The organism is Chromobacterium sp. IIBBL 290-4, from assembly GCF_024207115.1.
Taxonomy (GTDB): domain Bacteria; phylum Pseudomonadota; class Gammaproteobacteria; order Burkholderiales; family Chromobacteriaceae; genus Chromobacterium.
Map to the genome: position 1 here is coordinate 1,864,715 of NZ_CP100128.1, position 15,147 is coordinate 1,879,861.

Annotated in this window: 11 protein-coding genes, 2 tRNA genes, 2 rRNA genes and 1 pseudogene; all 16 read left to right on the forward strand. The window is 60.3% G+C overall.

The window, feature by feature from the left end:
- Positions 1-86: 86 nt before the first annotated feature.
- Positions 87-163, forward strand: a tRNA-Ile gene (locus NKT35_RS08685).
- Positions 164-175: 12 nt separating this feature from the next.
- Positions 176-251: transfer RNA gene (locus NKT35_RS08690), tRNA-Ala, on the forward strand.
- A 258-nt stretch (positions 252-509) separates the two neighbouring features.
- Positions 510-3,401, forward strand: a 23S ribosomal RNA gene (locus NKT35_RS08695).
- Positions 3,402-3,547: 146 nt separating this feature from the next.
- A 5S ribosomal RNA gene (gene rrf / locus NKT35_RS08700) occupies positions 3,548-3,662 on the forward strand.
- A 270-nt stretch (positions 3,663-3,932) separates the two neighbouring features.
- Entirely contained in the window at positions 3,933-4,424 is a 492-nt protein-coding gene (gene pilV / locus NKT35_RS08705) for a type IV pilus modification protein PilV (protein ID WP_254300610.1), read from the forward strand.
- Positions 4,424-5,491, forward strand: a complete 1,068-nt coding sequence (locus NKT35_RS08710; protein WP_254300611.1) for a PilW family protein — start codon at positions 4,424-4,426, stop codon at positions 5,489-5,491. The genes pilV and NKT35_RS08710 overlap by 1 nt, the downstream gene beginning before the upstream one ends.
- Positions 5,488-6,042 (forward strand): pilus assembly PilX family protein, encoded by a 555-nt coding sequence (locus NKT35_RS08715; RefSeq protein WP_254300612.1) that lies wholly within the window; start codon positions 5,488-5,490, stop codon positions 6,040-6,042. Before NKT35_RS08710 ends, NKT35_RS08715 begins: the two co-directional genes overlap by 4 nt.
- A gap of 28 nt (positions 6,043-6,070) precedes the next feature.
- Positions 6,071-9,694 carry a pilus assembly protein gene (locus tag NKT35_RS08720; RefSeq protein ID WP_254300613.1) on the forward strand — a complete coding sequence of 1,208 codons (3,624 nt, stop codon included), beginning with the start codon at positions 6,071-6,073 and terminating at the stop codon, positions 9,692-9,694.
- Complete coding sequence (locus NKT35_RS08725) at positions 9,691-10,128, forward strand: type IV pilin protein (RefSeq protein WP_371926465.1); 438 nt, start codon at positions 9,691-9,693, stop codon at positions 10,126-10,128. Before NKT35_RS08720 ends, NKT35_RS08725 begins: the two co-directional genes overlap by 4 nt.
- 9 nt (positions 10,129-10,137) lie before the next feature.
- Positions 10,138-10,689, forward strand: a complete 552-nt coding sequence (locus NKT35_RS08730) for a GspH/FimT family pseudopilin (RefSeq protein WP_254300615.1) — start codon at positions 10,138-10,140, stop codon at positions 10,687-10,689.
- A 113-nt stretch (positions 10,690-10,802) separates the two neighbouring features.
- Positions 10,803-11,303: a D-glycero-beta-D-manno-heptose 1-phosphate adenylyltransferase gene (rfaE2, locus tag NKT35_RS08735; protein WP_254300616.1), complete on the forward strand. Its 501-nt coding sequence runs from the start codon at positions 10,803-10,805 to the stop codon at positions 11,301-11,303.
- Positions 11,300-12,265 carry a biotin--[acetyl-CoA-carboxylase] ligase gene (locus tag NKT35_RS08740; RefSeq protein WP_254300617.1) on the forward strand — a complete coding sequence of 322 codons (966 nt, stop codon included), beginning with the start codon at positions 11,300-11,302 and terminating at the stop codon, positions 12,263-12,265. Before rfaE2 ends, NKT35_RS08740 begins: the two co-directional genes overlap by 4 nt.
- Positions 12,262-12,975 carry a type III pantothenate kinase gene (locus NKT35_RS08745; protein ID WP_254300618.1) on the forward strand — a complete coding sequence of 238 codons (714 nt, stop codon included), beginning with the start codon at positions 12,262-12,264 and terminating at the stop codon, positions 12,973-12,975. The genes NKT35_RS08740 and NKT35_RS08745 overlap by 4 nt, the downstream gene beginning before the upstream one ends.
- Entirely contained in the window at positions 12,975-13,823 is an 849-nt protein-coding gene (locus NKT35_RS08750) for an SPOR domain-containing protein (protein ID WP_254301360.1), read from the forward strand. The genes NKT35_RS08745 and NKT35_RS08750 overlap by 1 nt, the downstream gene beginning before the upstream one ends.
- 97 nt (positions 13,824-13,920) lie before the next feature.
- Complete coding sequence (locus NKT35_RS08755) at positions 13,921-14,718, forward strand: YoaK family protein (protein WP_254300619.1); 798 nt, start codon at positions 13,921-13,923, stop codon at positions 14,716-14,718.
- A 166-nt stretch (positions 14,719-14,884) separates the two neighbouring features.
- Positions 14,885-15,028: pseudogene (locus NKT35_RS08760) on the forward strand (agmatinase); the annotation flags it as partial.
- Positions 15,029-15,147: the final 119 nt, after the last annotated feature.

Here is a 15,147-nt window from a genome sequence, read left to right on the forward strand (position 1 = left end):
AAGGCGATTGCCAAGTACTTACAGCCTATCGGTTATTTGTGTTAAGGGCATTGAGGTTGTGGAGTCCACGATCTCTAAAGTCAACTGGGTTTGTAGCTCAGCTGGTTAGAGCACTGTGTTGATAACGCAGGGGTCGTAGGTTCGAGTCCTACCAGACCCACCATTTGACCTGTTTGGGGGATTAGCTCAGTTGGGAGAGCACCTGCTTTGCAAGCAGGGGGTCGTCGGTTCGATCCCGTCATCCTCCACCACTCCAGTGCAAACATAATCACTCTTGAGAGAGTGTGATTTTGTTTGCGTTGAAAATACGCCCGATCTTTAACAAACTGAAGAAGCCGAATATATATAGACGGCGAGATGAAAACATGGAGTTAACTCTTCATGTCGACAGATCGTCATCTTGGGTATTTGATTGTATCTAAGGCTGCGTCGCCATATCAAAAGGGGCGGTGCAGTCGTCGCACAAACACTCTCTATTGTCGCAGTAATTTAGGTTACTGAAATGATAGGGTCAAGCGACTAAGTGCATCTGGTGGATGCCTTGGCGATCATAGGCGATGAAGGACGTGTAAGCCTGCGAAAAGCGCGGGGGAGCTGGCAATAGAGCTTTGATCCCGCGATGTCCGAATGGGGAAACCCACCGTTTAGGCGGTATCCCAGACTGAATACATAGGTCTGCGGAGGCGAACTCAGCGAACTGAAACATCTAAGTAGCTGAAGGAAAAGAAATCAACCGAGATTCCGTAAGTAGTGGCGAGCGAACGCGGAACAGCCTGTATGTGTTATGAGTTGCGTTAGTGGAAGGTTCATGGAAAGGACCGCCGTAGTGGGTGATAGCCCCGTACACGAAAACGCATCGCAAGAACTAGGCATACGACAAGTAGGGCGGGACACGAGAAATCCTGTCTGAAGATGGGGGGACCATCCTCCAAGGCTAAATACTCATGATCGACCGATAGTGAACCAGTACCGTGAGGGAAAGGCGAAAAGAACCCCGGGAGGGGAGTGAAATAGAACCTGAAACCGGATGCATACAAACAGTGGGAGCGGACTTGTTCCGTGACTGCGTACCTTTTGTATAATGGGTCAGCGACTTACATTCAGTGGCAAGCTTAACCGAATAGGGGAGGCGTAGGGAAACCGAGTCCGAATAGGGCGTCTTAGTCGCTGGGTGTAGACCCGAAACCGAGTGATCTATCCATGGCCAGGATGAAGGTGCGGTAACACGCACTGGAGGTCCGAACCCACTAGTGTTGCAAAACTAGGGGATGAGCTGTGGATAGGGGTGAAAGGCTAAACAAACTCGGAGATAGCTGGTTCTCCCCGAAAACTATTTAGGTAGTGCGTCAAGTATCACTTCCGGGGGTAAAGCACTGTTATGGCTAGGGGGTCATTGCGATTTACCAAACCATGGCAAACTCTGAATACCGGAAAGTGCGAGCTTGGCAGACAGACAGTGGGTGCTAACGTCCATTGTCAAGAGGGAAACAACCCAGACCGCCAGCTAAGGTCCCAAATGATCAGTTAAGTGGTAAACGAAGTGGGAAGGCCTAGACAGCCAGGATGTTGGCTTAGAAGCAGCCATCATTTAAAGAAAGCGTAATAGCTCACTGGTCGAGTCGTCCTGCGCGGAAGATGTAACGGGGCTCAAACTGATAACCGAAGCTGCGGATGGGCGCGTAAGCGTCCGTGGTAGGGGAGCGTTCTGTAGGTCTGTGAAGGTGTGTCGAGAGGCATGCTGGAGATATCAGAAGTGCGAATGCTGACATGAGTAGCGATAAAGCGGGTGAAAAGCCCGCTCGCCGAAAGCCCAAGGTTTCCTACGCAACGTTCATCGGCGTAGGGTGAGTCGGCCCCTAAGGCGAGGCTGAAAAGCGTAGTCGATGGGAAACGGGTTAAAATTCCCGTACTTTTGTGTAGTGCGATGTGGGGACGGAGAAGGTTAGGTCAGCAGACTGTTGGAATAGTCTGTTCAAGCCGGTAGGCGTGAGGGGTAGGCAAATCCGCCCTTCTTTAACGCCGAGAAGTGATAACGAGGGTCTACGGACCTGAAGTGACTGATACCACGCTTCCAGGAAAAGCCACTAAGCTTCAGCTACACAAGAACCGTACCGCAAACCGACACAGGTGGGCAGGATGAGAATTCTAAGGCGCTTGAGAGAACTCAGGAGAAGGAACTCGGCAAATTGATACCGTAACTTCGGGAGAAGGTATGCCTGTTGGGGTGTAGTGATTTACTCACGAAGCTTTGACAGGTCGCAGAGAATAGGTGGCTGCGACTGTTTAACAAAAACACAGCACTGTGCCAACACGAAAGTGGACGTATACGGTGTGACGCCTGCCCGGTGCCGGAAGGTTAAGTGATGGGGTGCAAGCTCTTGATCGAAGCCCCGGTAAACGGCGGCCGTAACTATAACGGTCCTAAGGTAGCGAAATTCCTTGTCGGGTAAGTTCCGACCCGCACGAATGGCGTAACGATGGCCACACTGTCTCCTCCTGAGACTCAGCGAAGTTGAAGTGTTTGTGAAGATGCAATCTCCCCGCTGCTAGACGGAAAGACCCCGTGAACCTTTACTGTAGCTTTGCATTGGACTTTGAACAGACTTGTGTAGGATAGGTGGGAGGCTTTGAAGCCAGGACGCTAGTTCTGGTGGAGCCGTCCTTGAAATACCACCCTGGTGTGTTTGAGGTTCTAACCTTGGTCCGTGATCCGGATTGGGGACAGTGCATGGTAGGCAGTTTGACTGGGGCGGTCTCCTCCCAAAGTGTAACGGAGGAGTTCGAAGGTTACCTAGGTACGGTCGGAAATCGTGCTGATAGTGCAATGGCAAAAGGTAGCTTAACTGCGAGACCGACAAGTCGAGCAGGTGCGAAAGCAGGACATAGTGATCCGGTGGTTCTGAATGGAAGGGCCATCGCTCAACGGATAAAAGGTACTCCGGGGATAACAGGCTGATACCGCCCAAGAGTTCACATCGACGGCGGTGTTTGGCACCTCGATGTCGGCTCATCACATCCTGGGGCTGTAGCCGGTCCCAAGGGTATGGCTGTTCGCCATTTAAAGTGGTACGTGAGCTGGGTTCAAAACGTCGTGAGACAGTTTGGTCCCTATCTGCAGTGGGCGTTGGAAGTTTGACGGGGGCTGCTCCTAGTACGAGAGGACCGGAGTGGACGCACCTCTGGTGTACCGGTTGTGACGCCAGTCGCATCGCCGGGTAGCTAAGTGCGGAAGAGATAACCGCTGAAAGCATCTAAGCGGGAAACTTGCCTGAAGATGAGACTTCCCTGGAGGCTTGACCTCCCTGAAGAGTCGTTCGAGACCAGGACGTTGATAGGTCGGGTGTGGAAGCGCTGTGAGGCGTGAAGCTAACCGATACTAATTGCTCGTGAGGCTTGATCCTATCATTTGAGTGGCTTAGCGTACGGATCTTGGATTCGTATGATACTGAGCGACGAGATAGAGTGTGTGCGACACAATTAAATACCGAATATTCAGAATCAGAGAGCTTCTCTGGTTCAGGCTTCTTTAAGTTTGTACAAGTTTATGTCTGGTGGCCTTAGCGAGATGGTCCCACGCCTTCCCATCCCGAACAGGACCGTGAAACATCTTAGCGCCGATGATAGTGTGGCCTTGGCCATGTGAAAGTAGGACACCGCCAGACGCCCCATACCACAAGCCCAGCTCTTCGAGCTGGGCTTTGTGCATTGGCGCGCCGGAAACGCGATGCCTGCCATGCCATTCTCGACGCACCCGACACTTCCAACAAAAAGCCCCGCTGATTCCAGCGGGCCTTTGGCGTTTCTGGCGATCTGATCAATTCTCTTGGGCCGAGACGGCCATGCCGCTTATCTCCCGTGTAACGGCTTTTGTCGGCTGGGATTGTATTTTGCCGGCATGGCCCCGCTATGGTTAAAAAAAGGGGTGGGGAGTCATGACTAGCGGCATGCGATGCGACTGCGGCAAAGGGGAGAAGGGCTTCACCATGCTGGAGGCCTTGATCGCCCTTTTGGTCTTGGCGATGGGGGTGCTGGCGGCGGTGGCGGTGATTCTGAATGCCGAACGCGCCAGCAGTTCCAGCTATCTGAGGCAAATGGCCAACCAGTACGCTTACGATATGGTGGATCGAATGCGGGCGAACTCGGCTGAGGTCAGCGCAGGTGCTTATGACATGGCTTCCGGCGCCGCAGCCTCTACTTTTCAAAGCAACTGCGTCTCCACGGTGTGCACCGCCTCAGGGACTGCCGCATTCGATAAATACCAGTGGCTGACCGATTTGCAAAACAATTTGCCAGGCGGCACCGGCAGCATCTACCAGCCAGCCAGCGGAACCTCGACAGAGCGGGTTGTGCAGGTGTGGTGGACGGATGGCACGCAGGCCAGCGGCTCAACGCAGCAGACGGAAATCGTCAGGACCATCATGTGATGAAGCGACGCCCGCGCATGCAAGGCTTTTCCATGGTCGAGATGATGGTCGCCATCACGATAGGCCTGCTGCTGCTGGTGGCATTGGTGGGCACCATGGTGGCAGGGCGCAAGGATTACTCGACGAATGCCGGCCAGGGCGAGCTGCAGAATGCGGGCGCGACGATTTCAAACCTGATTGCGCAAAGCGCGAGGGGAGCGGGTTTTTTCGCTTGCTCCGGATCCTCCACCTCCAATGAGCTGCTCACGGCGGGCAGTTTGCTGGGCAATTTCAGCAATCCGGTGATTGGTTATGGCGCGGTGGTCGCCTCGTCATCGCTGGCCTTGAGCAGTCTGAACGGCAGCAATGACGGCGCTTTGTCGGATTGGAGCCCCGCCTTGGATAGCAGCCTGCAGGGCTTGGTCGCCAAAGGCAGCGATGTCCTGGTTCTGAGCGGGCAGGCCAATGGCGCGGTTCCCGTGTGGGTGAGCGCTTATGCTTCGGCCGGGGCCACCAGTTTGCAGACGCAGTCTTCTTCGACGATCGCCGTGAATAATGTATTGGCGGTGTCCAATTGCGCCAACTCCACCATAGTCCAAGTCAGCGGCGTCAATAGCGCCAGCGGCGTGGTGACGGTCAGTTTGGCTCAGGCCTTGGACAGCAATTATCCGGCCGGCTCAATGGCGGCCCCGTTGGCGCAGACCGCTTATTTTGTCGGTCAGGCTACCGGTAGCCAGAGCGCCTTGTATCAGGCTTATTACGATGGCACCACGACCAACTGGAAAACCACGCCGCTGGTGCCTGGAGTGGACACCATGCAAGTGTGGTACGGCATAGGCGGCGCGTCCGGCGCGGTGAATGAATATGTGCCGGCGGGGCAGGTGAGCAATTGGAGCCAGGTGTATGCGTTGCGGGTGGCGCTCTTGCTGGAAGGGCCGCTGGGTTCGGCCCCGGCTTCCCCAAACACGGGAAGCTGCGTCAATCAGAGGCAATGGACGGTGCTGGGCAATACCGTAACCGTGCCTTGCGATACCAGGCTGCGCCATGTCTACACGATGACGGTTTCTCTCAGGAATGCGGGGCTATGAAATCGCGCCATGGAGTGTCAATCGCCAAACAACGGGGCGTGGTGCTGATCGTCGCGCTGATTTTCATGCTGGTGATCATGATTTTAGGTCTGGCGGGGAGCTCGCAGTCGCTGACCGAGCTGCATATGGCGGGCAATAATATGCAGTACGAGAGCAATCTGGAGCTGGCCGAAGGGACGCTGAAGCAGGCCTATTCGTCGATGATGCAGGGCGTATTCGCCAGCCAGACCTTCACCACGGCCGGCAGCAATGGGTATTACCAGTTCAACTCCAGCGCGCAGCCGATCTGGCAGCAGAATCTGAACACCGTCTCATTCTGGTCGGACACCACCAAGACCATAACCGGCTATGCCGGCACGCCGGTCAACACGAGCGTGACCAGCAGCTATGTGGTGGAAAGCATACCCATCGCTTGCAAACGCGGAACCAATTGCGGCAATCAGCAGAACTATGGGCAGCAAGGCGTGCACAACAGCTATCGGGTGACGGCGAGAGTCAGCGGCAGCAATGGCGCCAACCCGGTCGTGCTGCAGGCTATTTTCTCGCAGTGAGGCGGCGATGATGAAATCAGGCGGGCGTGTGCTGCGATGGCTGGCGGGCTTTGGCCTGTTGGCGGGCTTATGCCTGAGCGGCTACTGGGTGCGGGGAAGCGGCTCCACGGCGACGCTGGCCATTTCCCAGGTGCCGTTGACCATCACCACGCCGGCGCGGCCGCAAGTGGTGATCGCCGTGACCAACTCCGAGTCCATGGACGGCAGCACCATCACCTATTGCAACGGAACCGGCAACAGCAGCGCCAATTGCAGCAATGGTTTTTCGACGACCTATACCGGGCGCGGCGGCGCTTTGCTGACCGGCAGCGGCGCGGTGGCGGCCTTGTCTGGCTCGGCCTCGCCGGTCAATTACCCGGTGCCGGCGGGGTTCACGCCGCCGGTGAGCGGCGGGTCGGCGGGCAGCATGCAGCCTTATACCTCGACCTTGTCCAGCGGCAAGCTGGCGGATAATAGCCCATCGCGCTTGAATGTGGCCAAGGCGGGGATTCTGTCGATTCTGAATACGTATCTGGCCACCACGGATTTCGCCTTGCTGTCGTATCAGATCAGCAGCACCTCGCTGAACACGACCTGGGTGTATTACATGTCGCCCTCAGGCGGTTTTGGCTTTACCAATACGCCAACCGCCACCTCCTCGACCGACACTGTGTTGAACCCATGCTATGGCTATAGCTCCTCATCTTCGTCTACGGTGAAAAGCAACTGCGGCTCCATCGTCACGGCGCTGGGCGCCAGCAGCAGCACCGTGGGCGGCTCGCAGTATATGACGGTGCAGGCCACCAGCGACGACGCCAGCATCAACGATGTGCTGTACAGCTCGGGGCTCAACCCGGTGTTCATGACCTACGGCACGGTCAGCCCCAGCAATCCTTATACCTATTTCTCCCTGAGCAGCTATAAAAGCGGCTCGATCACCGTGTCGTACAGCCAGCTTGCGCCCAGCAGTTATGGCGGCTGGGGCACTTCGCCGACCAATGCGGGTTACGTGCCGTATTCGCCGCAGGTGCTGTATGCGCAGCGCGGCTGGGGCTATGGCGGCACGCAGTCCTATTCGTCTGCCTCCACCAATGTGGCGATGACCAATCTGGGCACTCCTTCCGCCAGTCAGTTGACGGCGGCCTACAATAGCTTCTCGCCTTATCTGCAGCCGGAAACCAACTCCACCAGCACCAGCGAGATCAAGGCGGCGGCGGGGCAGTCGCCCATCTATGCCTTGATGAAAACGGCGCAAAACGCGTTCACCAGCAGCTCGTCCAGCACCGGGTGCACGCCGCAGAAATACGTAGTGCTGATCACGGACGGCTTGCCGACGCAGGATAAAAGCGGCAATTACTGGCCGCCTGCCGGCAGCGCCGCGGCGACAGGGTATGGCGTGACGGCCAAATTCAATGCCGACGGCTCTTTGAATACCGGCGGCACCAACGACCAGGCCTTGCTCGATGCCATCAGCCAGATCCAAACACTGGCCGGCAGCGGCATCAAAACCTATGTGATCGGCCTGGGCGCCGGCGTGGCGCCGGCGACCAACCCCACCGCCGCGCAAACGCTGACGGCGATGGCGGTGGCGGGCAATACCGGCAGTTATTATCCGGCCGTGAACGCGGCGGCCTTCAGCAGCGCGCTGAGTTCGATTCTGGTGCAGATCCAGAAAGGCTCTTACGATCAGGTGTCGGTCGCCTTGAACAGCACCACGCTCAATACCAATACCCAGGCCTTTGTCGCCAGCTTCAATCCCAGCGATACCCCCTACAGCGACTGGACCGGCAACCTGACGTCGTACTCGCTGAGCGCGGGCAGCAGCGGCATCAGCATAGGCACGGCTCCCAACTGGCAGGCCCAGACCCAGATAGACGCTTTTTCCTCCAGCAGCGGCTGGCAGAACAGCCGGCTGATCGCCGCCTGGGATGGCGTCAACAAGAAGGGGGTGCCGTTCGAGTGGCCCAGCGGCAGCGCGGCGGGCATCAACAGCACCCAGCAGGGGCAATTGCAGCCTTCGGACACAAAGGGAAATCTGCGGCTCAACTACCTGCGCGGCGACAAATCGCAAGAAGCGCAGAATGGCGGCGGGTTCCGCAATCGCAGCCATCTATTGGGAGACATCGTCAACAGCGCGCCGGTGTATGTCGGCAAGCCGGATGGGCCTTATCCGGACAGCAGCTATCAAACCTTCGTCAGCAACAATGCCAGCCGCACGCCCTTGATCTATGTCGGCGCCAACGACGGCATGCTGCATGCGCTCAACGCCAGCAATGGCAATGAAGCCTTCGCTTTTGTGCCGAATGGCGTGTTCGGCAATCTCTATCAATTGACCGCCTCCTCGTACAACAACAACCATCAATATTTTGTCGACGGCTCGCCCCAGGCCGGCGACGTGATGTTTTCGGACAATAGCTGGCATACGGTGGTGGTGGGCGGGCTGGGCGGCGGCGGGCAGTCGATTTACGCCATGGACGTGACAACGCCCGCCAACCTCACTTCGGAAAGCGCCTTGGCCAGTGCGGTGTTGTGGGAGTTCACCGACAGCGGGCTGGGCGACACCTATGGCCGTCCGACCATTGCGCGCGTCAATGCCAGCCCAGGCTTCGCGGTGTTTTTCGGCAACGGCTACGCCAGCAGCGTCAATCATTCCATTTTGTATGCGGTCAACCCGCAAACCGGCGCCGCTTTGGCCAAGATAGATCTCTGCAGTTCGGTGCCGGCCGCTTGCAGCAGCTCTTCCCCACAGGGCTTGTCTGAAGTCGTGGCGGTCAATAGCAGCGGGAACTCCGGTTCGGCGGTCGATATGGTTTACGCGGGCGATCTGCAGGGCAATGTCTGGGCCGTCAATGTCAGCAATGCTAATCCCGCCAGCTGGACCGTGCGCCTGCTGTTTACCGCGACGGACAGCAGCGGCAACCATCAGGCCATTACCACGGCGCCGGCGACCACGCTCAATCCCAACTTTCCCAAGCAGAAGGGATTGATGGTGTATGTCGGCACCGGCCAACTGCTGACGCAAGCCGACCTCAGCAATAGCAATGTGCAGGCGTTCTATGGGATTTACGACAACCTGTCCGTCAGCAGCCTGACGCCGTCCAGTCTATTGCAGCAGACCGAGTCGCTGGTCACTACGACGGCTTCCGGCTTCCCGGTGACCACGGTATCGTCGACGACTTATAACTGGCAAAGCCCAAACCCGCCGCTCAGCTGCGTGGTGGGCAGCACGTGTCCGACGCTGCATGGCTGGTATTACAACTTGAGTTTCGCCGGCAGCGGCACGCGCGTGGTCAGCAATCCGCTGGTGTACTACGGCAATGTGATCTACACCACCTTCGCGCCCTCGTCCACGGCATGCACCAGCGGCGGCACCTCCTACCTGATGTCTTCCGGCTATGCCGCTGGCGGTCCGCCGGCACAGCCATTTCTCGATGTGAATCGCGACGGCGTGGTCAATAATCAGGATGTCTACAATCAACAGCCGCTGTCCGGCGTGCAATTAGGCAGTTTTTACGCATCGTCTCCGGCCGTGGTGAACGCAAATGTCAACGGCGCCATCAGCGCCAGCTTGTTGCTGGGCGGCAATACCCAGGGGGGCGGGCCGGCCTCCTCTCAGACCATTTCCGGGTCGGTCGGCAATTACACATGGAGCGGCTGGTGGCAAATCCAATGACAGGATGGGATGCGGGCAGGGAGAGGGTGGCAGGTTTCACGATGGTCGAACTGTTGGTCGCGATGGCCATCGTAGGCATACTCGCCGCCATCGCGACGCCCTTGTACATCAGCTATGTGCAGCAGTCCCGCCGCAGCGATGCCTGGCAGGCGCTGTCGGCTGCGCAGACCCAGATGGAGCAGTGTTACGCCCAGTATTTCGCTTATAACAGCGCCTCTTGCTCCATCACCGCCAGCTCGCCCAGCGGCTATTACCAGGTGCAGATCGCGTCCGCCACCACGGTTAGCAGCTATACCCTGACTGCGAGCCCCGCATCCGGCAGCGCGCAGACCCGGGATACCAGCTGCAGCACGTTAAGCGTGACCAGCACCGGGTTGAAAACGGCCGCCAATAGCGCGGGCAGCGATACCAGCAGCACCTGCTGGCCCAGCTGAGGCAAGCGCATGAGCGAAGGCAGAGGTTTTTCCATCATTGAAATGATGGTAACTATCGTGGTGCTGATGGTATTGCTGGCGATGGCGCTGCCAGCCTGGCAGACCTTTGTGCGGAACGAGCGCCTGAATACGGCGCGCGATAATCTGGCCAATGCGCTGTCCCAGGCCCGAGGCTCGGCGGTGTCGGACAACGATGTCGTCACCGTGTGTCCTTACAATGCCAGCGCCAGCGGCAGTTGCGGCAGCAACTGGGGCCAGGGCTGGGCGATTTTCGAGCAGCAAGGCGCCAGCTCGGTGCTGCTCAAGGCCTGGCCGGTCAGCAATGCCGCCGCGCCGACGGTGGGCACGCTGGCGACGGGAACCGCGAGCGGCGCCATCGCCAGCGTCAGCTTCAATCCTCGTCCGCCCTATGTCGCGGTGGCGCAGACTGGCGACTTCCGCTTCTGCGACAGCCGCGGCGCATCCTATGCCCTGTCCTTCAATCTGCAAACCACCGGCTATGTCCAGTACGCCTCCAGCATCGGCCAAACGCTGGGCGGCGCGACGCTCAGCTGTCCTTGAGCCAGACGGGATTGGGCAGCCGACGGCGACGGTGGTATGCTTCGCCACTTGTCCAATTTAATGGCGCAGGGCCCGATCGGCCAGGCGCCGGAATTTCCTGCGCAAGGAAAAGCATGGTTTACCCGACGCCGTCGTTTGAAGACAAGATCTGTCCGCCCGAGCAGCTGGCCGAGCGGCTGGCGGCCCTGCCGCGGCCGCTGGTGTTCACCAATGGCTGTTTCGACATTCTGCATCGCGGCCACGTTACCTACCTGGCCCAGGCGCGCGCCTTGGGCGCCAGTCTGGTGCTGGGCTTGAATACCGACGCCTCGGTGCGCCGGCTGGGCAAGGGCGACGACAGGCCCATTAATAACGAGCTCAACCGCGCGGCCGTGCTGGCCGCGTTGGACAGCGTCAGCCTGGTGACCTGGTTCGATCAGGATACGCCGGCGGAGTTGATCGCGGCGATCCAGCCCGATGTGCTGGTCAAGGGCGGCGACTGGACGGTGGACAAGATCGTCGGCAGCGCCGAAACCCTGGCCCGCGGCGGCCAGGTGCACTCCATTCCTTTTCTGTTCGATACCTCCACCACCAAGACGCTGGAGAAAATCCGCGCCAGCGAGGGCCAGGCGTGAGCGAGCACGCTTTCGCGGTGCTGCATCATCTGTCAGACGGCCGCTTCCACTCCGGCGAGGATATCGCCCAGGCGCTGGGCTGTTCCCGCACGCTGGTGTGGCAGGCGGTGCACGCCATCGAGGCTGAGCTCGGGCTCACCGTATTCAGCGTCCGCGGCCAGGGCTACAAGCTGGCGCAGCCGTATTCCTGGCTGGACGTGTCAGCCATCCGCGCCGGTTTGAATGCGCGCGCGGCGGAAAGCTTCACCCTGGCGGTGGCGGAGCGCACCGACTCCACCAACAGCCAGCTGATGGCGCGCGCCGGCAACGGCGGCCTGCATGGCCTGGTATTGGCTTGCGAGCTGCAAACCGCCGGCCGCGGCCGGCTCGGCCGGCGCTGGCAGGCGCGCTTGGGCTCGGGGCTGACCTTTTCGCTGCTGTGGCGCTTCGAGCGCGGCATGGCGCAATTGGCCGGTTTGTCGCTGGCGGTCGGGGTGGCCTTGGCGCGCGCTTTGCGCGGCCTGGGCGCGCCGGTGGAGCTGAAGTGGCCGAACGACGTGCTGCTGGATGGCCGCAAGCTGGCGGGCATTCTGATCGAACTGTCCGGCGACGCGCTGGGCCCGGCCGCCGTGGTGGTCGGCATAGGCGTCAATGTGGCCGATCCGGGCGAGGTGGATCAGCCGGTGGCGACGCTGGCGCAGGCCGGCGTGACGGCGGATCGCAGCGTCATCCTGGCGGCTCTGCTCAATGAGTTGGAGGCCGCGTTGGCCGCTTTCGATCAAGAGGGCTTCGCGCCGCTGCGCGAAGAGTGGTGGCAAATGGCCGCCCATCGTCATGCGCCGGTGCGGCTGAGCTTTTCCCACGGCGAGCCGGTGGACGGCATCGCCTGCGGCGTGGCCGACAACGGCGCGCTGCAGGTGGAGACGGCGCAGGGGACGCGGACCTTCCATATCGGCGAGGTCAGCCTCAGGGAACGCCAATGAAATTATTGATAGACGCCGGCAACAGCCGGGTGAAATGGGCGGTGTATCAGGGCGAGTCCTGCGCGGCGCGCGGCGCGGCCGAGCACCACGAGTTGGACGCGCTGGCCGAGGCCTGGAAAAATCTGCCTCTGGAAGGGGCATGGATGTCCAATGTGGCGAAGCGCGAGGTGGCCGAGGCCTTGGCTCAGGCCGCCCCTTGCCCGCTGCACCGGGTGCATGCCGAAAAACAATTCGGCGGCGTGTGTAACCATTATCGCAACACCGCCGAGCAGGGCGCCGACCGCTGGCTGGCGGTGCTGGCGGCGCGGGAAATCTGCCAGGGCGATGTGATCGTCGCCTGCGCCGGCACCGCGCTGACGGTGGAAACGCTGACCGCCGAGGGAGATTATTTGGGCGGGCTGATCCTGCCCGGCCATGGCCTGATGCTGCAAAGCCTGGCGCAGGGCACCGCCAATCTCAATCGCCAAGTCGGCGAGGTGGCCGATTTTCCGCAGGGCACGCAAGACGCCCTGGCCAGCGGCGTGATGGCGGCCTTGACCGGCGCGATAGAAGGGCAGCGCCGCAAGCTGGCCGAACGCACCGGCCGCGGGCCGGCGACGGTCATCCTCACCGGCGGCGACGCCGCCCGCATCGCGCCTTGGCTCGCGGCGCCGTTGCAGATCGTGGATAATCTGGTGTTGATGGGTTTACATAAGGTGGCTAACTCGTGATGAAGTGGCTTGTGGCGTTGGTGGTGGCGCTGAATCTGGTGGTGGCGATGTACGGCTCGCTGAAGCAGCGGCCGCCGCTGGACGTGCACGCGCAAGAGGTGAGTCCCAGCCAGGTGAAGCTATTGCCTGCCAGCTGGACCCCGGCCGCGTCCGCGCCGCAGGCTTCCGCGCCCGCCGCCAGCGCGCCATTGGGCAAGATCGCCGCGTCCGCGCCATCGGCCCAAGCCAAACCGGCCGGGCATGATAAAAAGGCGGCCAGCGCGCCCAAGGCCGAAGTCAAGCCGGCGGCCAAGGCCGAAGCATCCAAGCCCGCAGCCAAGGCGGCGCATGCCGCCGCCGCCAAGCCGCAGGACAAAGCGGCGGACAAGCCGGCGGAAGCCAAGGCCATGGCCTGCTTCAGCTGGGGCGCTTTGAATGACAGCCTATTGGCGCGGGTGAAGGGCGGCGTGCCGCAGCTCAAGCTCAAGCCGGGCCAGATGCAAGAGGCCAGCAAGGAAGAGGCCAAAGGCTCCGGCAAGTTCTGGGTGTACTACCCGCCGCTGTCCACCCAGTCGGAAACCAAGACCTTGTCCGCCGAGTTGAAGGACAAGGGTTTCGACAACTACATCGTCAGCAACGACGAGTTCAAGGGCAATCTGTCCATGGGCCTGTTCGGCAAGGAAGACGCCGCCCGCACGCTGGCGGCGCGTCTGAAGGCCGCCGGTTACGACAAGGCCGTGGTCAAGTCCAAGGATCAGCCGGCCAAGAGCACCACGCTGACCTTCAAAGACCTGGACGCGGCGCAGGCCGAACATCTGAAAGCCTTGCAGAAGCGGTTGACGCCGGGCATCGCCCTGAAGGGCTGCTGAGGCGCGGCAAGTTTGATCCCGCTGCTTGCCAAACAAGCATGTTGCGGCGCAATATCAAAACGGCGACAAAGGGTCGCCGTTTTGCTTTCTCTCCCTCATGGCCCGACATTTCCATATCACCCGGCTGCTGGACCGCGGCCGCTTCAACGACAAGGTATTGCGCCAGCTGGGCTGGTCCATGGCCTTCATCGCCGGCGCCATCAATGCCGGCGGTTTTCTGGCAGTGCACCGCTATACCTCGCACGTGTCCGGCATCGTGTCCGGCATGGCCGACGCCTGGGCGACAGGCGAGATCCGCCTGGCCTTGTCCTTGCTGGTGATGTTGTGCTGTTTTGTCGGCGGCGCCATGCATAGCACCTGGCTGATTCTGTGGGCGCGGCGGCAGCGGCTGCGCGGCGGCTACGGCGTGTCGATGATGGAGGAGGCGCTGCTGTTGCTGGTGTTCGGCCTGCTGGGCGCCGGGCTGTCGCTGCACAAGGGCTTGTTCACGCCGCCGACGGTGATGTTGCTGTGCTTCATCATGGGCATGCACAACACCATCGTCACCAAGCTGTCCGGCGGCTTGTTGCGCAGCACCCACATGACCGGCATCGCCACCGACCTGGGCATCGAGCTGGCCAAGATGAGCTATTACAACCGCCAGCACAATGCCCGCGTGGCAGCGGTGCGCTCCAATCGCAAGAAATTCCGCGTCTACGCGCTGATCCTGCTGGCGTTCTTCCTGGGCGGCGTGGTGGGGGCGCTGGGCTTCAAGCATCTGGGTTTCGGCTTCACCTTGCCCTTGGCGCTGTTCTTGTTTTTGCTGGGACTGAGGCCCGCCTGGTACGACGTCAAACTGCGCTGGCGCTGGTGGCGCGGCCGTTTGGCGGCGCGCCGTTCCGCCGCCGCCGCATAGTCTTTATGTGAACGTATCGCCTCATCGCGGCACACTTCGGGTTTCCGCGCCGCGGGGCGCGGCAGCTTCAGGCCGTAGGCTGCGCAAGATGGGCGGCAATCGCTGCGAAAACCATGCGGAATAAATATATTGGCCGAAGGCGGCGCGCTCTCGCCAGGAGAGTGGCATGAGTGATGCAATGATCTACGGCGACGGCGACGGCGCCATCCGCCGTCAGGGCCTGTACGGCTCCGTGATCGAAAACACCTACGCCGGCGCGCTGTCTTTCATGTGCAGCAACTACACGCGCAATCTGGAAGGCGCGGACGTGGAGTAAGTGGCGCTGAGCTACGACCAGAGCGAAATCACCGCGCTGGCCGCCGCCCGTATCGCCTGTGAGATATTGCGCCTGATGCGCAACAAAAAGGTGGCGGGCATGCGGTAAGCTGC